Origin of the sequence: Tepidamorphus gemmatus (assembly GCF_004346195.1) — a bacterium.
Lineage (GTDB): Bacteria > Pseudomonadota > Alphaproteobacteria > Rhizobiales > Tepidamorphaceae > Tepidamorphus > Tepidamorphus gemmatus.
The window spans coordinates 190,413-211,153 of record NZ_SMAK01000002.1 but is presented as its reverse complement, the minus strand read 5'-3'; the positions used below and the strand labels follow the sequence as shown (position 1 = coordinate 211,153).

The window sequence follows — 20,741 nt, the reverse complement described above, 5'->3', positions numbered from 1 at the left end:
CGGTCCGACGCCAAGAAGCGAGGAATCGGCAGGAGAGGGCTCATGGTCCACGCGATCCGGGTGTACGAGACGGGCGGTCCCGACGTGATGAAATGGGAGGCGGTCGATACGCCGCAACCCGGGCCGGGCGAGATCGTCGTTCGCCACAGGGCGGTCGGGCTCAACTACATAGACGTCTATTTCCGCACCGGCCTCTACAAGGCACCGACCATGCCCTTCACGCCGGGCAACGAGGGGGCCGGCGACGTGGTGGCCGTCGGTGACGGCGTCACCGACCTGAAGGTCGGCGACCGGATCGCCTATGCCGCCACCATCGGCTCCTATGCCGAGGAGCGGGTGATCGCCGCCGACAAGGTGGTGAAGCTGCCGGACGCGATCTCCTACGAAACCGGCGCGGCGATGATGCTGAAGGGCATGACCGCCCAGTATCTGCTGCGCAGAACCTACAAGGTGGAGCCCGGCACCACGATCCTGTTTCATGCCGCCGCCGGCGGCGTCGGGCTGATCGCCTGCCAGTGGGCAAAGCATCTCGGCGCAACCGTCATCGGTACCGTCGGCTCCGACGAGAAGGCCGAACTCGCCAGGGCCCACGGCTGCGACCACACCATCAACTACCGCACCGAGAACTTCGTCGAGCGGGTCCGGGAGCTGACCGGCGGCAAAGGGGTCGATGTCGTCTATGATTCCGTCGGCAAGGACGCCTATCCCGGCTCGATGGACTGCCTGCGGCCGCTCGGCCTGTGGGCGCTGTTCGGCCAGTCGTCCGGGCCGGTACCGCCGATGGATCTCGGCATTCTCGCGCAGAAGGGATGCCTGTACGTGACCCGGCCGACGCTGTTCGTCTACGTCGCACGGCGGGAAGACCTCGTTGCAACCGCCAATGAGCTGTTCGACGTGGTTGCCAGCGGTGCGGTGAAGATCGAGATTCATCAGACCTACCCCCTCAAGGACGCAGCGGCTGCCCACCGCGATCTCGAAGGCCGCAGGACCACCGGCGCGACGGTCCTGCTGCCCTGATCTGCCGGCCGCCGCGGCGTTTGCCTTGAAACGGCCCCGATCCCTGATAGAGTCGAGCGTGTCCGGGGGCTCGGACAACACGCCAATGATTCGGCCGGAACTCCCTGTTCCCGGCATTCCGAGGTGACGATGCCCCCACGCCATTGCATGCTTTCCAGCATCCGGTCGCTCGCAGCAGGGGTGATGCTGTTCGGCCTGTCGGCGGCAACGCCCGATGGGAATGCGTCCGCCCAGTCCGGCATCCTTGCGCCGGGGGACGGCGTCGTCACGCAGTTTTCGGGTCTGCGCAGGGAGGCTGGCAACACGCCGCTGCCCGATCCCGACGGTGTGACGGTGCGGGCCTTCGGCCTGACCGCACCCGGCTTCGCCGCAAACGGCAGCGTCTGGGACAATGCACCGCAAACCTTCGCGCTGACCGCCGGCACGATCGGTCAGGTATTCGGGGTTGCCTTCGACGATGCGGAACCGGCCAATGCCTATCTCGCCGCAACGTCTGCATTCGGCCTCTATCTGGATCCTGCCGGTCGGGACTGGGCGCCGGGCATGTGGGGCGAAGGTGGAGGCCCGGGCACGCTTTGGAAGCTCGATGCGGCGAATGGCTACCGGCCGGTGCCCTTCGCCGAGATCGGCGATGCGAACGGCAACGGCGGAGCGGCGCTGGGCGGCGTCACCTTCGATCCCTGGAACCGCCAGCTGTTCGTCTCAGACCTCGAGAGCGGCCTGATCCACCGCGTCGACCTGGCCTCCGGTGAGACCGTGCAGGTCTTCGATCACGGGCTCGACGGGCGATCCTATTTCCTCGACGTGCCGTCCGGCCAGTATCTGGTCCTCGACGTGGTGCCGCAGGACATCGAGGCTGCGCCGCGCTTCGACAACTGTGTCGATGCCGACGGCAACGCCGCCGCGTTCTCGCGAACGCCCGACTGCTGGAACTATGCGGACTTCCGCCGACGGGTCTGGGGCCTCGGCATCCAGCGCGACCCGATCACCGATACCGTGCGCCTCTACTATGCAGTGTGGGGCGGTGCCGGGTTCGGCAATCCGGAATGGGATACAGCCGGCGACGATGCGCGCACCAGCGTCTGGTCGATCCGGCTGGACGGCAATGGCGGTTTCGATCTGACCGATGTCCGCCGCGAATTCATCGTGCCGCCGATCGAGGATATCGGCGAGGCTGCGGCTCAGGTCGAATCGCCTGCGATCACCCAGATTGCCTTCTCTTCGGATGGCGGAATGGTAATCGCCGAGCGGGCCCGTCCGGCTCCGGTATTCACTGCCAGCGAGGCACGGCTCGTCCGTCCGGGCGGCGCCCGTGTCCTGCATTTCGTGCGCGGCGAGGACGGCGTCTGGGAACCGGATGGTCGCTACGACGTCGGATTTCCCGAGCGTGGCGCCGATGCGCCACCTTTCATCCGCGCCAACGCTTCAGGCGGCGTCGCCTATGGCCACGGCTTCACCGAGGAAGGCGCCATCGACCCGGACGCGCCGGACGGAACCGTCTGGATGTCCGGCGACCCGCTGTGCGACGTCACCGCCCCCTGCATCGACCGCGCGACGGGTCGGGCGAGCATCGAGGGACCGATCGGCGGCCTCCAGGGAACGCCCGCCGCAGCGATGGTCGATCTTGTCGCGCCGGTAACGATCCAGCCCTATCCGGCCGCCGGCGGCCCCGTTACCCCGCCGGAGGGACCGCTGTCCTCCTACATCGTTCCGGCCGCGGGCAGCGGCCCACTGGTCGGCGCAATGGGCAGTCTGGCGATCTACCGTGGCGAGCCACCGATCCAGACCGTCGAGCTGCCGAGCGACGAGGGCTCGGCGGTGGATCTGCCGCCCGAGGCTAGGCAGAACCTCCCTGCGCCGCTCCCGGATCTCGCCGTTGCCAAGACCGGGTTCGGCACCTGCCGTCCCGGCGGGGACTGCATTTACGAGATTTCGGTGACGAACCGGGGTCCGGTCGATTTCTTGGGTCCTATCCTGCTGACCGACACGATCGGTGCGCCGGGCGTCTCGTTCACCAGCGCGGGACCGGAGCCGTGGATCTGCTATCCGGCGGATGGCAACGTCTACTGCCAACACCCGACGACGACGCTGCAGCCGGGCCAGCAGCTCACCTTCTCGATCGCACTGAGGCCGGGGCCGAACCACCGCGAACCGCGGCTCAACAACTGCGCGGCGGTGACATGGCTCGGACGCCAGGGCCGCGACCGCATCCGTGCCGTGCAGGCGGAACTGAAGAAGCGCGGCTTCAACCCCGGTACTGTCGACGGCCTGATGGGTCCGAATACCGCCGCGGCGATCCGCGCCGCCGAAAGTGCGTTGGGCCTCCCGACCACCGGCAATATCGGCCCCGGGCTGGTCGAGACGCTGTTCGGTCAGAACGCCAACCAGGACGGTGACGCGAGCGCGGCCAACGACCAGGACTGCGCGCTGGTGCCGGTCGACGTGCCGCCGCCGCCCGCCCATCTGGTGCAGATCTCGACCTATCACCGAAAGTTCGACTCCGTCAGTCACGACCCGCGGACCAGCGGCCCGATCGTCTACCACGATCCGGAAATCTCCTATTTCCACCGTACCTGGCAGTCCTCGCTGCACGACAGCGTGCTCAGTCAGCCGGTGCCGCTGCACCGCGTCGCGCTCTCGCAGTTCCATCTGACCTGGGGCTCGGCCTACCACGACAGCGTCTACACCCAGCTGCTGCCGGTCCACTCGCCGGGGCTGTCGGGATTCCATTCCAGCTACCGGTCGGTCCTGCACGACTACCGGACGTCGTCGCTGCTGCCGTCGCACCGCTACGACTTTTCGAGATTCCACAGGACGTGGAGTTCGTCGCGCCACGATGGCTATGTCACCCGGCTCGCTCCGGCCCACTGGGTGCAGCTGTCGGCCTTCCATCGCCGGTTCAATTCATCCTCGCATGACGGCGCGGTGACGCGGATGCGTCCGGTGCACACGCCGGCAGTATCGAGCTTTCACAGCCGCTACACGTCAGACGTGCACGACCGGTTGACGACCCGCCATCGTCCGATCCACAGTCCGGCCCTGTCGCGATTCCATGACCGCTCGCCCTCGTCGATCCACGACCTGACGACGACTCGCAGCCAGCCGATACACCGCGACAACATCTCCTATTTCCACCGCTCGTTCACGTCCGGCCAGCACGATCCGCTGACCACCCGTATGCGGCCGATCCATGAGCCGTCGCTGTCCGACTTCCACCGCACCTATGCGTCGGGAGCTCACGATGCGCGGCGCTCGAACCCGATCGGCATCCATACGGTGCAGATCTCCTCGTTCCACCGGACCGGACAGTCGGCCATGCACAACCCGGGCACCTCGACGGCGCGTCCCGTGCACGATCCGGGTGTGACGTCATTCCACCGCACCGGCGCGTCCGGACTGCACGACCCCAACACATCGCGCGCCAGCCCCGTGCATGCGCCACAGGTGTCGAACTTCCACGGCCGCAATCAGTCCGGGATGCACAATCGCGGCACATCGGACGCCCAGCCGCCGTCGCATCAGCTGTCGATCTCGAACTTCCATCGCAACGGCGAATCGTCGCTGCACGATCCGGCCAACTCGCAGGCACGGCCACCCGTGCACCAGCCGGCGGTGTCGAATTTCCACCGCCAGTCCCGCTCGGGGCAGCACAACGCCCAGACCTCGCAGGGGATCATCACCCAGCCGCGGCCACCAGTATCGCCGGGCCAGCCCGGCACACCGGCGCACAACCAGGTAGTGTCGGCCGGCGGTGGCCAGGCGCCCGGCATCCCGAGACCCGGAACACCGGCGCATGATGCCGGCATCTCGGCGGGCGCGACGCAACCATCGCACAAGCCCGCGGCCTCACGCGCCACGACGGTGCCCTCGCCAGGTCAGCCATCGCCCGGGCAACCGTCGCCGGGACTTCCCGCTCACAACCCGACTGCTTCGCGCGCCACGACGGTGCCCTCGCACAGCGCCCAGCAGTCGCGGGCGACGACCCCGCAGCCGCCGGCGCACAATGAAACGGTTTCGCGCGGCGCGGCTACACCGGGAACACCACAACAACCCGTGCACAGCCAGGCGGCCTCGCGCGCCATCACGACCCCGCCGCGGCCCGCACACAGCCAGAGTGCTTCGCGCGCCACAACCCAGCCGCGACCGCCGCAGACGCCACCACAGCCTGCTCACAGCCAGGCGGCCTCGCGGGCGGCCACGACCCCGCCGCAGCCCGCGCACAGCCAGAGTTCTTCGCGCGCCGCAACCCAGCCGCGACCGCCGCAGACGCCACCGCAGCCTGCGCACAACCAGGCGGCCTCGCGGGCGGCCACGATGCCTCAGCAACCCGCCCACAGCCCAAACCTGTCGAGGGCTGCCATCCAGCCGCGACCGCCGCAGCAACCCGCCCACACTCCCAACGTGTCGGCCGCGCAGCAGCGACCGCCGGCCGTTCAGGCGCCGCGGACGCCTGCCCAGCCGCCTCAGCAGCAGCAACGACCGCCGGCCCAGGCGCACAATCCGCAGATCTCGCAGGCCCAGCGGCTGTTGCAGATGCAGCAACAACAGCAGCAGCGGGGCCAGCAGAACGAGCGGAACTGATCGTGGCGACGACATTTCGGCAGGCGGTTCTGACGGCGGCGGCCGGGGCGTTGTCCCTGGTGTTTGCCTCGTCGGCCCCACCATCGCTCGCCGCCGCCGAGCCGCGCCCCGGCGAGCCGGGCTATGGCGTCGTGTTCAACGAGCAACTGATCGACCGCATCGCCGGGGCGCCGACTCTCGACATCGGCGACCCGATGGCGGTGTTCGCGCATGTCTTCGCCGCACTGCCGGCCGAGGTTAAGGTCTACCCGACCGAGAATTACTACTATTTCTCGTTCTACTGGAGTGGGATCGAGTTCGGCGGCAACCTCCGGCTCGATGTCGGGGATCGCGACGACGGCGTCCTGCACTTCGCCTATTTCTCCAAGAGCGAGCCCTGGAACGTCGAACTGGTGATGGAGTACCGCCCGCTCACCAAGGCCGAGGGCGTGACGGTGGAGCGGCGGGCACCACTCACCTACGCGGTGACCTTCGCCGACAAGACCGTCGTGTTCCACTTGAACGACCGCGGCGGCGTAGTTCCACCGGACGGCGTCATCGCCGCGGGCGACCGCTACATCGGCGCCACGTTTGATGAGTCCGGAATTCCGTTCTACGTCCTGTTCAATGAGGAGCGGAAGGACTTCCTGTTCGTACTCGACGAGCGCGAGCCGCTGAACGACATGCTGGTGCCGTTCCATCAGGACCATCCGGCCCTCACGATCGGCACCCGGACCGGCTTCGCCTTCTATGCGGACCGATTCGCCCCGCGACGCATCCTCGTCGGCGTCTACGCCGCGAATGTCCGTGCCAACAACTATCTCGACGGCCCCTTCGACCAGCTCCCGGACAACTTCATCGCGGGCGAGGAATTGCGCGAGGCGATCATCGCCAAGCATCCGGAGCTTGACGGCGAGATCGACCGGCTAGGCGGGTTCCGCTCGCAGGACGGACGATTCCTCGTCAATCCCTACGTCAACTACGAGCATGTCGGGGAACTGGAGCGTTTCCTTCGCTGCGGCGATTCGGCTCTCGACGAGGCCAGGTTCTACGCCTGTCTGGCGCCGCCCGACCCCTACATGCAGTAGGAGGCCGGTGGCGTAGCGTTCGCAGCCCTGTCCCGCATTGCCCGCGAGCGATCCGGGCCTCATTATGCTTGGGTTGTGCGCGTGAATCGGTCACGCCCAGCCGCTGTGCAGCAGATCCGTATGGGACGACTTACGACGCATGTTCTCGATACAGCCGCGGGCCGGCCTGCCGCGGGAATGAGGATCGTGCTGCGGCGCGACGGGGACGTCCTCGCCGACATGGACACCAATCAGGACGGTCGGGTCGACCGGCCGCTGCTCGAGGGGGCGGCGCTGCGACCTGGCGTTTACGAGCTGTCTTTCCATGTCGGCGACTACCTTCGCGCCACGGGCGTCGAGCTACCGGATCCGCCATTTCTCGACGTTATCCCGATCCGCTTCGGCATTGCCGAGCCCGAGGCGCACTATCACGTGCCGCTGCTCGTTTCGCCCTATGGCTACTCGACCTACCGGGGAAGCTGAGATGGCGCCGGCGCGCGACGCGGTCCGCATCCTGCGACGCGGTCGGGTCGTCGAGATATCGGGATTTGCCCCGATCGAGACGCTGCTCGACCATCTGCGGCTGCGCGAGCGGGCAACCGGTACCAAGGAGGGCTGCGCCGAGGGCGATTGCGGCGCGTGCACGGTCGCGATCGGTCGGCCCGGTCCCGACGGCGGCACGGTGTACCGCCCGGTGAATGCCTGCATCCACCTGCTCGGCATGGCCGACGGCGCCGAGATCGTCACTGTCGAGGACATCGGCGCCGACGGCCTGCATCCGATCCAGCAGGCGTTCATGGACCGCCACGCCAGCCAGTGCGGATATTGTACACCGGGTTTCGTGATGGCGCTGTTCGCCTTCCGGAAGGGCCTGGCCGGGCAGCCGGTCTCACGCCGCAACGTCACCGACGCCATCGCAGGCAATCTGTGCCGCTGCACCGGCTACCGGCCGATCATCGACGCAGCGCTCGACGCCTGTGCCGATGACGGCGCGGACGGCTTCGGCGGGAAGCGGACCGGTGCCGCGCTGGTCGGGCTGACCGATGGCGCCCCGTTGTTTGCAGGTGACGACACCGCATTCTTTGCCGCGCCGACGAACCTCGACGCGCTCGCCGAGCTCCATGCACGCCATCCTGACGCCACACTCGTTGCAGGAGCCACCGACGTCGGGCTTTGGATCACCAAGCAGTTCAGGCCGATCGACAAGGTGATCCACCTGGGCAGGGTCGCCGGTCTCGCCGGGATTGCGGACGAGGGCGATGCCTTGAGGATCGGTGCCGCCACGACCTATAACGAGGCCGCTGCCGCGCTCGCCGCACTCGACCCGGACATCGGCGAGGTGCTGCGCCGGCTGGGATCGCCCCAGGTCCGCGCGGTCGGGACCATCGGCGGCAACATCGCCAATGGCTCGCCGATCGGCGACATGCCGCCGTTGCTGATCGCGCTCGGCGCGGAGATCACGCTGCGCCGGGAGAACGAGACGCGGCTCCTGCCACTCGAGAGGTTCTTCCTCGAATATGGCCGCCAGGATCGCCGCCCCGGCGAATTCCTGGTTGCGATACGCCTGCCGAAACCCGGCAAGGATACGGCGTTCCGCGCCTTCAAGATCTCCAAGCGGTTCGACCAGGACATCTCGGCCGTGCTGGCGGCATTTGCGCTTGAGCTCGATGGCCGCCGGATCGCGTCCGCCCGACTCGCCTTTGGCGGCATGGCCGGCACGCCCCGGCGCGCCGGAATCGCCGAGACCGCGCTCTCCGGCGCAAGCCTCGATCGGCCCGACAGCTGGAAGGATGCCGTTGCCGCGCTCGCCGACGACTTCACGCCGCTCAGCGACCATCGCGCCAGCGCCAGCTACCGGCTCAGGGTCGCGCAGGGTCTGCTGCGCAAGGCGTTGACCGAGATCGCCGGAACACCGACGACGGCGACCCGCCTCGTCGGCGTGCGGGAGACGCAAGATGCTTGACCCGCACGCCAATCCGTCCGGGGAACTGCGTGCGGTCCGGCAACCGCTGTCCCACGACAGCGCCGGCAAGCATGTGCGCGGAACCGCGCTCTATGTGGACGACGTGCCGCAGCCGGCCGGTACGCTGCATGTCGCGGTAGGAGGCTCTCCCGTCGCCTGCGGCCGCATCGTCCGCTTGGATCTCGAGCCGGTACGTACGGCACCCGGGGTGGTCTGCGTCGCGACCGCTGCGGACATTCCCGGCCACAACGAGATCAGCCCGGTCGGTGCAGGTGACGACCCCCTGCTGGCCGAAGGCCGAGTCGCCTTCCATGGCCAGCCGCTCTTCATCGCGGTGGCAGCGACGCGGGACCAGGCCCGCCGCGCCGTGCGTCTCGCCCGCGTTGAGATCGCCGCCGAGCCGCCAGTCGTCACGGTGGAGGCGGCGCGGGCCGCGGGCATGCGGCTCGATCCGGATTTCGACATCCTGCGCGGTGACGCGGCCAGCGCGCTGGCCGCAGCACCGCATCGCCTCGCCGCGACTCTCGCAATCGGCGGGCAGGAGCATTTCTACCTGGAGGGCCAGGTCGCCTTTGCCGCCCCCCAGGAGGACGGCGACATCTACGTCCTGTCCTCCACTCAGCATCCGAGCGAGGTCCAGAAGGCGGTCGCGGACGTCCTCGGTCTGCCGATCAATGCGGTGGTTTGCGAGGTGCGGCGCATGGGCGGCGCCTTCGGCGGAAAGGAATCCCAGGCGGCACAGTGGGCAGCGCTCGCCGCCCTCGCCGCACGCCTGACCGGCCGTCCCTGCAAGCTGCGCCTCGATCGCGACGATGACATGGTGATGACCGGCAAGCGCCACGATTTCCTCGTGGACTGGGAACTGGGGTTTGCGGATGACGGCACGATCCTCGCGGCCTCCTTCGACTTCCATGCTCGCTGCGGCCATTCCCGGGACCTGTCGAACGCCGTCGTCGACCGGACCGTCTTCCATGCCGACAACGCCTATTTCGTTCCCGACATCGCCATCCGGTCGAAGCGATGGCGTACCAACACCGTCTCCAACACGGCGTTCCGAGGGTTCGGCGGCCCGCAAGGCATGCTGGCGATCGAACATGCCATTGATCAGGTCGCCCATCGCCTCGGAATCGATCCGCTCGACGTGCGCAAGCGCAATCTCTACGGGCCTGGCCGCGACGTGACGCCCTACGGCATGACGGTCTTCGACAATATCGCGCCGGATGTCGTCGAAGCCGTCGAGACGCTGTCGGACTATCGCGCCCGCCGGGCGGCTGTCGACGACTTCAACGCCGCGAACAGCTTCCTGCGGAAGGGCATCGCGATCACGCCGGTGAAGTTCGGCATCTCCTTCACAACCACATTCCTCAACCAGGCCGGCGCCCTGGTGCATGTCTATACCGACGGCAGCGTGCACCTGAACCACGGTGGCACCGAGATGGGGCAGGGCCTGTTCGTCAAGGTCGCGCAGGTCGTTGCCGACGAATTCGGAATCGACCTCGACCGTGTGAAGATCACCGCCACGTCAACTGCGAAGGTCCCGAACACCGCGCCGACCGCCGCCTCGTCGGGCACCGACTTGAACGCCATGGCGGCGAGGATCGCGGCGGCGCAGATCCGCGAGCGGCTGGCCGAATTCGCGGCTGCGACCTATGGCGGTCAGTCCTCGAACGTCCGCTTCCGCGATAACCGGGTCATCGTCGGCAACCATTCGGTCGGCTTCGGCGACCTTGCCCGACAGGCCTTCCTGGCGCGCATATCGCTGTCGGCGACCGGCTATTACCGGACCCCAAGGATCGGCTGGAACCGGGCGACGGCAGAGGGGCGGCCGTTCTTCTATTTTGCCTACGGCGCCGCCTGCTCGGAGGTCACCGTGGATACGGTCACCGGCGAGTTCCGTCTCGATCGGGTGGACATCGTCCATGACGTCGGCCGTTCCATCAATCCGGCGATCGATATCGGCCAGATCGAAGGCGGATTCGTGCAGGGCATGGGCTGGCTGACGATGGAGGAACTCGTCTTCGACCGCGAGGGTCGGCTCCGGACCCATGCGCCCTCGACCTACAAGATCCCGACAGCCTCCGACATTCCGGCCACATTCAATGTACATCTGTTCGACGGCGCCAACCGCGAGGCCGCGATCTACGCCTCGAAGGCGGTCGGCGAGCCGCCCCTGATGCTGGCGACGTCCGTCCACTCAGCCATCTTCGACGCCATTGCGAGCCTGGCACCGCACGATGTGATGGTGCCGCTACAGGCACCGGCAACACCCGAGGCGATCCTGCGGGCGATCGCCGCGGTAACCGGCGACGGCTGGACCTGACCCTGCGGCAGGCAACGCGATGGCTACGGTCTGGACCATCATCGAGCGGCTGATCCGCCAGCAGGGGGCGGCGGCACTGGTGACGGTCGTATCGACGCGCGGTTCCGCACCACGCGAGGCCGGCGCCCGCATGGTCGTCGCACCCGGCGGTGCGATCGCCGGTTCGATCGGCGGCGGTACGTTGGAATGGCGGGCAATCGACATCGCGCGCACGATTCTCGCCGATGGGGGCTCGGCGGCAACACTCCGGCGCAGCTTCGCGCTCGGTCCTGACCTCGGCCAGTGCTGCGGCGGACGGGCGGAGATCGCCATCGAACGGTTCGGTGCAGCCGACCTCGACCGGGTCGGGCAATATGCCTTGCTCGAAGCCTCGGGTGGCTTTGCGGCCGCGACCCGGTTCGGGGATTCCACGCGGCCCACCGAGCGGCGGATCGCAACAGGACGCCTGACGAGCCCGCCGGAGGATTGCGATCTGGTGGAGACGTTCGGCGACCGGCGCCATCCGGTGCTGCTGTTCGGCGCGGGCCATGTCGGGCGGGCGCTGATACTGGCGCTTGCGCCGCTGCCTTTCGCCGTGACGTGGGCCGATTCGCGGGCGGACGCCTTTCCCGAGCTCATGCCCGAGAACGTGACCGCCGTTCTCGAATCGAGGCCGGCCGGCCTTGTCGCCGATGCGCCCGCCGAGGCGCTGGTGGTGATCATGACGCACAGCCATGCGCTCGACCTCGACATCTGCGCCGCAGCGCTCGCCAGGAACACGTTTCCCTATGTCGGCGTGATCGGCAGCGCCACCAAGCGGGCACGCTTCGCCTCACAGCTTGCCGCCGCCGGGCTTGGCCAGTCTGCCATCGACAGGCTGCGCTGCCCGATCGGCGTGCCCGGCATTTCTGGCAAGGAGCCGCCGATCATTGCCGCGGCAGTCGCCGCCGAATTGCTCATCATGCGAACTCGACACCGCGCCGGAACGACCGGCGCGCAGGAAGCGGTGGATAATTTTACCTTGTGATAAAATCCAGAAAATCCCTTCAATATCATATAGATATTGGATGTTATGAATTCAATTCATGCACTCTGGCAGGCGGATGGTGGCATCGTGATTGCATTGGTGGGTCTGGCAAGGCGCGGAGCCTTGACGTAACCATGGCGGTTCAGGCGCCGGACCGCGACTGGGGGGGACAGTGCGGCGTGACCAAGGCTGACACCATCGCCACGCTGGCCGGCCGCCCGGCGCTGCTCGAGGTGCGCGGGCTGTCGAAGTCGTTCGGCGTGGTCACTGCCAACAGCAATGTCGACCTGACCGTCGTCGAGGGCGAGATCCATGCCCTGCTCGGGGAGAACGGCGCCGGCAAGTCGACGCTGGTGAAAATTCTCTACGGACTTCTCGAACCGAACGCCGGCACGATCCTATGGCGCGGCCGCGAGGTTGCCCTGAGGGCTCCGGCCGATGCCCAGGCCCTCGGCATCGGCATGGTGTTCCAGCACTTCTCGCTGTTCGAGGCGCTCACCGTCGCGGAGAACATCGCGCTGGCCCTGCCGAGCGGCTCATCGGTGCGGGCCGTTGCCCGCCAGGTCCGCTCGATCTCGCAGGATTATGGTCTGCCGCTCGATCCGAACCGCTACGTTCATTCCCTTTCGGTGGGTGAACGGCAACGCATCGAGATCGTTCGATGCCTGATGCAGGATCCCCGTCTGCTGATCATGGACGAGCCGACGGCCGTGCTGACGCCCCAGGAGGCGGACCGGCTGTTCGAGACGCTCGAGCGACTGGCCGGCGAGGGCCGAGCGATCCTCTACATCAGCCACCGGCTCGAGGAGGTGAAGCGGATCTGCTCGACGGCGACCATCCTCAGACGCGGCTCCGTCGTCGCCACCTGCGATCCGCGTCGTGAGACCGCGGCGAGCCTCGCCCGCATGATGGTCGGCAGCGACGTCAGGGAGGTGAAGCCGGCTCGGGAGCATCCGCTCGGTCCCGTCCGTCTCGAGGTTCGAGATCTCACGGTCGAGCCCGAAGACCCGCTCGGCACCACCCTGCACGGAATCTCCTTCTCGGTGCGCGGCGGCGAGGTTCTCGGGATCGCCGGAGTCGCCGGTAACGGACAGGAGGAGCTGTTCCGGGCGCTCGCCGGGATCGTGACGGTGGACCGGCCGGATAGCGTCACCATCGACGGAACGCCGGTCGGACATCGCGGAATCAGCGCGCGTCGGCGTCTCGGGGCGGCCTTCTCGCCCGAGGAGCGCATCGGCGAGGCAGCCGTCGCCCGCTTCGCGCTGTCAGACAATGTCGTCCTGTCAGGTCACGCGACCCAGCCCGTGGTGCGGCACGGGCTTGTGGATCGCGGCCGGGCACGGGCCATCTCAGGGGAGGTGATCCGCCGGTTCGATGTGCGCGTCGGTGCGCCGGATCCACTCGCCGGCAGCCTGTCCGGGGGCAACCTCCAGAAGTTCGTGGTCGGGCGGGAGATGCTCCGCAAGCCCGGTGTGCTGGTTCTCAGCCAGCCGACCTGGGGCGTCGATGCCGGCGCGACCGCGGCGATCCGCCAGGCGATCCTGGACCTTGCCGCCGCTGGCAGTACGGTCGTCGTCATCACCCAGGATCTCGATGAACTGTTTCAGATCGCCGACCGCATCGCGGCGATCTCGCGCGGCCGTCTGTCCGCCGTCCATCCGGCCGCCGAGATGACGATGGAACGTATCGGGCTCCTGATGGCCGGGGTCCACGGCGACGACGCGGCAGGGCAGGCCAGCGATGCGGCTTGAGCTGGAACGCCGCCCTGCGCCGTCGCGCCAGATGGCGCTGCTGTCGCCGGTCATCGCGATCGCGTTGACGGTGCTTGCCGGTGCGATCCTGTTCACTCTTGCCGGCAAGGATCCCGTGCAAGGCCTTTACATATACTTCCTTTCTCCCTTCACATCCGCCTATTCGGCGCAGGAACTGCTGGTCAAGGCCTCGCCGCTGATCATGATCGCGCTTGGCCTGTCGCTGTGCTTCCAGGCGAATGTCTGGAACATCGGGGCGGAGGGGCAGTACACGCTCGGCGCGATCTTCGGAACGTGGGTGGCGTTGCGTCTCGGCGGCTGGGACTCGCCGCTGCTGCTCGTGACGATGCTGGCGGCCGGCATCCTCGGCGGCTTGCTGTGGGCAGCGATCCCCGCGCTGCTGAAGACGGTCTTCCGTGCCAACGAGATCCTGACCAGCCGGATGCTGACCTATGTCGCCCTGCTGCTGCTCGACTATCTGGTCCGCGGCCCGTGGCGCGATCCGGCCGGCTTCAATTTCCCCGAAACGGCGCTGTTCTCCCGCGCCGCGAGCCTGCCCGGATTGACCTCGGACGGCCGGCTGCACCTCGGCGTGGTGTTCGCCTTCCTGCTGGCGGGGGCCATGGCGCTGCTGCTGCCAACAACGCTCAAGGGGTTCGAGATCCGTACCTTCGGCCAGGCTCCCAAGGCTGCCCGCTTCGCCGGATTCGGAACGCGCTCCCTGGTGCTGTTCGTGTTCCTGACGAGCGGCGCCATGGCCGGCCTCGCCGGTATCGCGGAAGTGTCCGGCACCATCGGCCAGCTGCTGCCGACGATCTCGCCGGGCTATGGGTTCACCGCCATCATCGTCGCCTTCCTCGGACGCCTCAATCCGATCGGCATCGTTCTGGCCGCGATCGTCATGTCGGTGTCCTACATCGGCGGCGAGACAGCCCAGATCCGCCTCGACCTTCCCACCGATGTCGCCATGGTCTTCCAGGGAATACTGCTGTTCTTCCTGCTGGCCTGCGACACCTTCATCCTCTATCGGCTTCGCGTCCGCGCGCCTGCCGCCTCCGGAGGCCGAAGATGACCATTCTCGAGGCCGTCCTGCTGACCGTCATCACCGCCTCCACCCCGTTGCTGCTGGCCGCCATCGGCGAACTGGTGGCCGAGCGGTCCGGTGTCCTCAACCTCGGCGTCGAGGGAATGATGATCATGGGGGCCGTCTGCGCCTTCACCGCCGCCGTCATCACCGGCAACGGGCTCGTCGGTGTCGTCGCCGGCGCGACTGCCGGCCTTGTGATGGCGTTCGTCTTCGCAGTGCTCGCAGTGTCGCTCGCCACCAACCAGGTGGCGACCGGACTGGCGCTGACACTGTTCGGCATCGGCGTGAGCGGCATGATCGGGGAAAACTATGTCGGCGTCGCCCGCAATCCGCTGCCGCAGCTCCACGTGCCCGTGCTGAGCGATCTGCCGCTGGTCGGACAGGTGGTATTCGGTCAGGATGGGCTCGTCTACCTGTCGTTCGCGCTCGTGGTCGGCGTGACGTGGTTCCTCAACAGGACGCGGGCCGGGCTGACGTTGCGGGCGGTTGGCGACAACCACCATTCGGCCCATTCTCTGGGGCTGCCGGTCGTCCGGGTGCGCTATCTGGCGGTGCTGTTCGGCGGCCTGTGTGCAGGAATGGCAGGTGCCTACCTGTCGCTGTCCTACACGCCGATGTGGATGAAGGAGATGACGGCAGGGCGGGGCTGGATCGCGCTGGCGCTGGTCGTCTTCGCCTCCTGGATGCCAGGGCGGGCGCTGATCGGTGCCTATCTGTTCGGCGCGATCACGATCCTGCAGTTCCATGCGCAGGGGGCGGGTCTCGGCATTCCGTCGCAATTCATGACGGCGCTGCCCTACGTGGCGACGATCGTCGTGCTGGTGATAATCTCGCGGGAACGGACACGGGCGCGGGCGAACACGCCGCTGTGCCTCGGAACGCCATTCGTGCCCGAACGATAACGACTGGACTGTCAGGTGAAAGCAGGGGAAGCAGGATGATGAGGACATTACTGGCCGCAGCAGCAGCGATGGCTATGCTCACGGGCCTCGCCCAGGCCGAGGACAAGCTGAAGATCGGCTTCGTCTATGTCGGGCCGGTCGGCGATTTCGGCTGGACCTACCAGCATGACCAGGGCCGGCTCGCCATCGAGAAGGAATTCGGCGACAAGGTCGAGACGACCTATGTCGAGAATGTTTCGGAAGGCCCGGACGCCGAGCGCGTCATCCGCCAGCTCGCCGCCGACGGCAACAAGCTCATCTTCACCACCTCGTTCGGCTTCATGAACCCGACGGTAAAGGTGGCGGAGCGCTTTCCCGACGTGAAGTTCGAACATGCCACCGGCTACAAGCGGCTCGACAATCTGGCGACCTATTCCTCGCGCTTCTACGAGGGCCGCTACATCATCGGCCAGATCGCCGGCCGCATGTCGATGAGCGGGATCGTCGGCTACATCGCCTCCTTCCCGATCCCGGAGGTTGTCCAGGGCATCAACGCCTTCATGCTCGGCATGCAGTCGGTGCGCCCCGATGCCCAGCTCAAGATCGTCTGGGTGAACTCCTGGTTCGATCCGGGCAAGGAGGCCGACGCCGCCAAGGCGCTGATCGACCAGGGCGCCGACATCATCACCCAGCACACCGACTCGCCGGCCGCGATGCAGGTCGCCGAGCAGCGCGGCGTGAAGGCTTTCGGCCAGGCCTCGGACATGATCCAGTTCGGCCCGAATGCCCAGCTGACCTCGATCATCGACGACTGGTCGGCCTACTACATCAAGCGCACCCGGCAGGTGCTCGACGGCACTTGGACGAGCGGCGACGTCTGGGGCGGTCTGGCCGACAACATGGTGGTGATGGCGCCCTATACCAACATGCCCGAGGACGTGGCCCAGATGGCCCGTGAAACCGAGGAAGCGATCCGCTCCGGCCGGTTCCACCCGTTCACCGGCCCGATCTTCAAGCAGAACGGCGAGCAAGCGGCCAAGGAAGGCGAAGTGCTCTCCGACGAGGTTCTGCTCGGCATGAATTGGTACGTGAAGGGCATCACCGACACGCTGCCGCAGTAAGTTCCGGCCGCCCGCTCCGCCGGGGCCTCGTGTCCCGGCGACCTTCCCTCCGGACCGTCCCATGCAGGCGTTCCTGCTCGACTGGCTCAATCTGCTGCTCAGATGGAGCCACTTCGTCCTCGGCGTCGGCTGGATCGGCGCCTCGTTCTATTTCATCTGGCTCGATCTCAGCCTGAGACAGCGCGAGCGGATGAACCCGGGTGTCTACGGCACATCCTGGCTCGTGCACGGCGGTGGCTTCTATCATGTCGAGAAGTACACGGTCGCGCCCGACCGCCTTCCCGAGGACCTCCACTGGTTCGTCTGGGAAGCCTATCTGACCTGGCTGACCGGCTTTGCGCTGCTCGTCATCCAGTACTATGTCAACGCCTCCTCATACCTGATCGATCCGTCCGTCCTGTCGCTGACGCCTTGGCAGGCCGTCGGCATTTCTTTGGCCAGTCTCGCCGCCGGATGGCTCGCCTATGACGGGCTGTGTCGCTCGCCGGTCGGGCGGCGGCCGGCATTGCTGGCGGTCGCGGTATTCGCGTTGATCCTGGCCGCCGCCTGGCTGTTCAGCCACGTCTTCTCCGGACGCGGCGCGCTTATCCATGTCGGCGCCTTTGTCGGCACGATGATGGCCGCCAACGTGTTCATGGTCATCATTCCCAACCAGCGCAAGATGACGGCGGCACTGATTGCCGGCGAACGGCCGGACCCGCGGCTCGGCTTCATCGGCAAGCAGCGCTCGACCCACAACAACTACCTGACGCTGCCGGTGCTGCTGATGATGGTCAGCGGCCATTACCCGATGCTGCATTCGCATCCGCAGACGTGGCTCGTCGTCGGTCTGATCCTGGTCATGGGCGCGATGGTCCGCCACTTCATCAACCGGGCCGATGCGGGCGATGCCTTCGCCACCTATTCCTGGACACTGCTGGTGGCCGCGGTGGCGCTGGTCGGCGCGATCTACCTGACCCGCCCGCAGGAGCGCCATGCGGATGCCCGACCGGTTCCTGCCGACGACCGCGTGCTGGCGATCCTCGATGCGCATTGCGTGATGTGCCATGCCGCTCGCCCGACCCACGAGGGTTTCGAGGCGCCGCCGGCCGACATCAGGCTCGAGACCCTGGCCGAGTTGCGCCGTTATGCCGATCGCGTCGTGGCGCAGGCGGTACGTGCCGAGGCGATGCCGCTCGGCAACGAGACGGGCATGACCGCCGAGGAACGGGCGGCCCTCGGTGCCTGGATTGCGGCCAACAGGTGAGCGCCATGCGCAGGCTCCCCATCAGCGAGGTGAACACGATGCCGGGAGAAGCCTTCGTGGCTGCGTTCGGCGGCATTGCCGAACACTCGGACTGGGTCGCCACAATCGCCGAGCGCCGCCGCCCGTACGCAGACCGCGACGACATGGTCGCCGCCTTCGAGCAGGCAGTACGCGTCGCCGACCGCGAAACGCAGCTCGACCTCCTCAACGCGCATCCCGACCTTGCCGGCCGCGCTGCGATCGCTGGCGACATCGGCGCGGACTCGCGCAGCGAACAGGCCGGAGCGGGCCTCGATTCGCTGACGGCCGCAGAATTCGACCGGTTCACCGATCTGAATGCCCGCTATCGCGAGCGCTTCGGCTTTCCCTTCATCCTCGCCGTGCGCGGCGCGACGAAGCATGACATCCTCGCCGCGTTCGAGAGGCGCATCGACAACGACCCCGATGCCGAATTCGCCACCGCCATCGAGCAGGTCTGCCGCATCATGCGGTTCCGGCTCGAGGATCGGGTCGGGGAATGAGCGAGGCCGGCAACCGGCACCAGCCGAGGAAACACGGAATGAACGACCCGACCGCCGCTGACCTGGATGCCGAGATTGGTTTCCTGCGCGAACTTGTCCGCATGCCGAGCGACAATCCGCCGGGAGATTGTGGGCCGCATGCCGAACGGGCGGCCGACCTCATCGAGGCATTGGGATTTTCCGTCGAGCGTCACCGCGTCCCGGCCGATCTGGTGGCCCGCCACGGGATGGTCAGTGTCACCAATCTCGTCGTGCGGCGCAGTTTCGGCAGGGCCGGCCCCGTCGTCGCCCTCAACGCTCACGGCGACGTGGTGCCACCGGGGGAGGGGTGGACGTGCGATCCCTATGGCGGCGAGATCCGCAACGGGGCGATGTTCGGCCGCGGCGTCGCCGTCTCCAAATCCGACTTCGCCACCTATGTCTTCGCGCTCAAGGCGCTGGAGGCCGACCCGGCCGGCCTGAACGGCACGGTCGAACTGCATCTCACCTACGATGAGGAAGCCGGCGGCTTCCTCGGACCGAAATGGCTGCTCGACGAGGGCCTGACGCATCCGGATCTGGCGATTTCCGCCGGCTTCTCCTATGCGGTCGTCACGGCCCACAACGGCTGTCTTCATCTGGAAGCGACGATCCGCGGACGGCAGGCGCATGCGGCAATGCCGGAGACCGGCGTCGATGCACTCGAGGCGGCGACCGGTGTGCTTGCCGCGCTTTACGAGGAGCGTCGCCGCCTCGCCGCGCGAACGAGCGGGATTGCCGGGATCGGCTCGCCCAAACTGACGGTCGGTCTGATCTCGGGCGGCATCAACACCAACGTTGTGCCGGACCGGGTGCGGCTCAGGATCGACCGCCGCCTCATCCCGGAAGAGGATGGCGAGGCAGTGGAGCGCGATCTCGTCGGATTGATCGAAGCCACCGCCGCGCGTCATCCCGGCGCTTCGGCGGAATGCCGGCGGATCATGCTGGCCGAGCCGCTGCGGCCGCTGCCGGGCTCGGCACGCCTCGTCGAGGCGATCCGCGGACCGGCGGCGCGGATTCTGGGGATCGAGATCAATCCGACCGGCGTGCCGCTCTATACCGACGCGCGCCACTATGCCGATGCCGGCATCCCGACGGTGCTGTATGGCGCCGGCCCGCGTTCGATCATCGAAGCCAATGCTCACGCAGCCGACGAGCACCTGCGGCTGTCGGACCTCGCGGCCGCAACGAATGTCGTCGCGGCCGCGCTCAGGACGCTCTTGTCCGGGTGACGATGCGCCGGACCTGGGCGCGCTCGCCGGCCATCACCGCGATGCGACGCGTCTCCGAGGGCGTCTGGTCGAAGGCCTGGCGATAGCACTGCGAGAAGTAGGAGCTCGACGTGAAGCCGGTCGCCACCGCCACGTCGAGCACGGGAACGTTGGTGTGGAGCAGCAGGTCACGCGCCCGCTCGAGCCGCAGCCGCATGTAGTAGCGTGCCGGACTGACCTTCAGATACCGCTGGAACAGCCGTTCAAGCTGGCGCGCCGATACGCCAATCCGGTAGGCGATGGTGGCGGTGGCGATCGGCGCCTCGACATGCGCCGACATAACCTCGATCGCCCGCCTGAGATTGCCGGGCAGTGGATTGAGAAAGGTTTGCGCGCCGAACCGCTGTTCCTCGCCGGCGGGGCGGATGCGGTCATGCTGAAGCTGATTGGCGATCGCGGCGGCAAGTTCGAAGCCGTGATCGGCGCCTACGATCTGCAGCATCAGGTCGACCGAGGCCGCACCACCCGACGTGGTGTAGCGGTCACGGTCGATCTCGTACACCTTCGCCGTGCAATCTATCCCCGGAAACATCTCCATGAAGGCGGGACGGTTTTCCCAGTGAACTGTGCAGCGGTAGCCGTCCAGCAGGCCCGCGCTCGCCAGCAGGAAGGTGCCGGTCGACAGCCCGCCGAGGGCGACGCCAGCCCTTGCGACACGTTGCAGCGCCGCGTGATAGGCGCCGAGCGGCGAGGGCAGTGGGACGAGGCCGGCGCAGATGAAGAAGATCCCCGCCTCGCATGCCAGGTCGAAGCCGCCTTCGGTCTCGATGGTGATGCCGTTGCTGGCGGTGACCGGCCCGCCGTTCAGCGCCAGAATGCGCCAGCGGTAGGCTTCCCGGCCAAGCAGCCGATTGGCGATGCGCAAGGTGTCGATCGCGGCGACCTGACTCATCAGGGAGCAGCGCTCGACCA

Annotated in this window: 15 protein-coding genes; 14 read left to right on the top strand and 1 reads right to left on the bottom strand. The window is 67.4% G+C overall.

Annotation, left to right across the window (positions count from 1 at the left end):
- Nucleotides 1-42: 42 nt before the first annotated feature.
- The 14 genes from EDC22_RS03875 to EDC22_RS03810 all read left to right on the top strand — a co-directional run bounded on the left by EDC22_RS03875 (nucleotide 43) and on the right by EDC22_RS03810 (nucleotide 19,790).
- A complete protein-coding gene (locus EDC22_RS03875; protein WP_132805294.1) occupies nucleotides 43-1,017 on the top strand; it encodes a quinone oxidoreductase family protein in 975 nt (324 codons plus the stop codon).
- A 147-nt stretch (nucleotides 1,018-1,164) separates the two neighbouring features.
- The gene (locus tag EDC22_RS03870) at nucleotides 1,165-5,598 is read left to right on the top strand and encodes a peptidoglycan-binding domain-containing protein (protein WP_165926780.1); all 4,434 of its coding nucleotides are present in this window, start codon (nucleotides 1,165-1,167) and stop codon (nucleotides 5,596-5,598) included.
- Nucleotides 5,599-5,600: 2 nt separating this feature from the next.
- Nucleotides 5,601-6,665 (top strand): hypothetical protein, encoded by a 1,065-nt coding sequence (locus EDC22_RS03865; RefSeq protein WP_132805292.1) that lies wholly within the window; start codon nucleotides 5,601-5,603, stop codon nucleotides 6,663-6,665.
- Between the two features lie 120 nt (nucleotides 6,666-6,785).
- Nucleotides 6,786-7,127: a hydroxyisourate hydrolase gene (uraH, locus tag EDC22_RS03860; protein WP_132805291.1), complete on the top strand. Its 342-nt coding sequence runs from the start codon at nucleotides 6,786-6,788 to the stop codon at nucleotides 7,125-7,127.
- Nucleotide 7,128: 1 nt separating this feature from the next.
- On the top strand, nucleotides 7,129-8,607 hold the full coding sequence (gene xdhA / locus EDC22_RS03855; RefSeq protein ID WP_132805290.1) for a xanthine dehydrogenase small subunit: 1,479 nt from the start codon (nucleotides 7,129-7,131) through the stop codon (nucleotides 8,605-8,607).
- On the top strand, nucleotides 8,600-10,927 hold the full coding sequence (gene xdhB, locus EDC22_RS03850) for a xanthine dehydrogenase molybdopterin binding subunit (RefSeq protein ID WP_132805289.1): 2,328 nt from the start codon (nucleotides 8,600-8,602) through the stop codon (nucleotides 10,925-10,927). The genes xdhA and xdhB overlap by 8 nt, the downstream gene beginning before the upstream one ends.
- A gap of 19 nt (nucleotides 10,928-10,946) precedes the next feature.
- Nucleotides 10,947-11,933 (top strand): xanthine dehydrogenase accessory protein XdhC, encoded by a 987-nt coding sequence (gene xdhC / locus EDC22_RS03845; RefSeq protein ID WP_132805288.1) that lies wholly within the window; start codon nucleotides 10,947-10,949, stop codon nucleotides 11,931-11,933.
- Between the two features lie 179 nt (nucleotides 11,934-12,112).
- The gene (locus tag EDC22_RS03840) at nucleotides 12,113-13,684 is read left to right on the top strand and encodes an ABC transporter ATP-binding protein (RefSeq protein ID WP_245499621.1); all 1,572 of its coding nucleotides are present in this window, start codon (nucleotides 12,113-12,115) and stop codon (nucleotides 13,682-13,684) included.
- Nucleotides 13,674-14,756, top strand: a complete 1,083-nt coding sequence (locus tag EDC22_RS03835) for an ABC transporter permease (RefSeq protein ID WP_132805286.1) — start codon at nucleotides 13,674-13,676, stop codon at nucleotides 14,754-14,756. Before EDC22_RS03840 ends, EDC22_RS03835 begins: the two co-directional genes overlap by 11 nt.
- Nucleotides 14,753-15,673 carry an ABC transporter permease gene (locus EDC22_RS03830; protein ID WP_132805285.1) on the top strand — a complete coding sequence of 307 codons (921 nt, stop codon included), beginning with the start codon at nucleotides 14,753-14,755 and terminating at the stop codon, nucleotides 15,671-15,673. Before EDC22_RS03835 ends, EDC22_RS03830 begins: the two co-directional genes overlap by 4 nt.
- Before the next feature lie 35 nt (nucleotides 15,674-15,708).
- On the top strand, nucleotides 15,709-16,773 hold the full coding sequence (locus tag EDC22_RS03825; protein ID WP_207903689.1) for a BMP family ABC transporter substrate-binding protein: 1,065 nt from the start codon (nucleotides 15,709-15,711) through the stop codon (nucleotides 16,771-16,773).
- A 61-nt stretch (nucleotides 16,774-16,834) separates the two neighbouring features.
- Nucleotides 16,835-18,019 (top strand): urate hydroxylase PuuD, encoded by a 1,185-nt coding sequence (locus tag EDC22_RS03820; protein ID WP_132805283.1) that lies wholly within the window; start codon nucleotides 16,835-16,837, stop codon nucleotides 18,017-18,019.
- A gap of 5 nt (nucleotides 18,020-18,024) precedes the next feature.
- On the top strand, nucleotides 18,025-18,540 hold the full coding sequence (gene uraD / locus EDC22_RS03815; RefSeq protein WP_132805282.1) for a 2-oxo-4-hydroxy-4-carboxy-5-ureidoimidazoline decarboxylase: 516 nt from the start codon (nucleotides 18,025-18,027) through the stop codon (nucleotides 18,538-18,540).
- 38 nt (nucleotides 18,541-18,578) lie between these two features.
- Complete coding sequence (locus tag EDC22_RS03810; protein ID WP_132805281.1) at nucleotides 18,579-19,790, top strand: M20/M25/M40 family metallo-hydrolase; 1,212 nt, start codon at nucleotides 18,579-18,581, stop codon at nucleotides 19,788-19,790.
- Here EDC22_RS03810 and EDC22_RS03805 read toward each other — a convergent pair.
- A complete protein-coding gene (locus EDC22_RS03805; protein ID WP_245499620.1) occupies nucleotides 19,768-20,721 on the bottom strand; it encodes a GlxA family transcriptional regulator in 954 nt (317 codons plus the stop codon). The two genes, EDC22_RS03810 and EDC22_RS03805, sit on opposite strands and share 23 nt — an antisense overlap.
- Nucleotides 20,722-20,741: the final 20 nt, after the last annotated feature.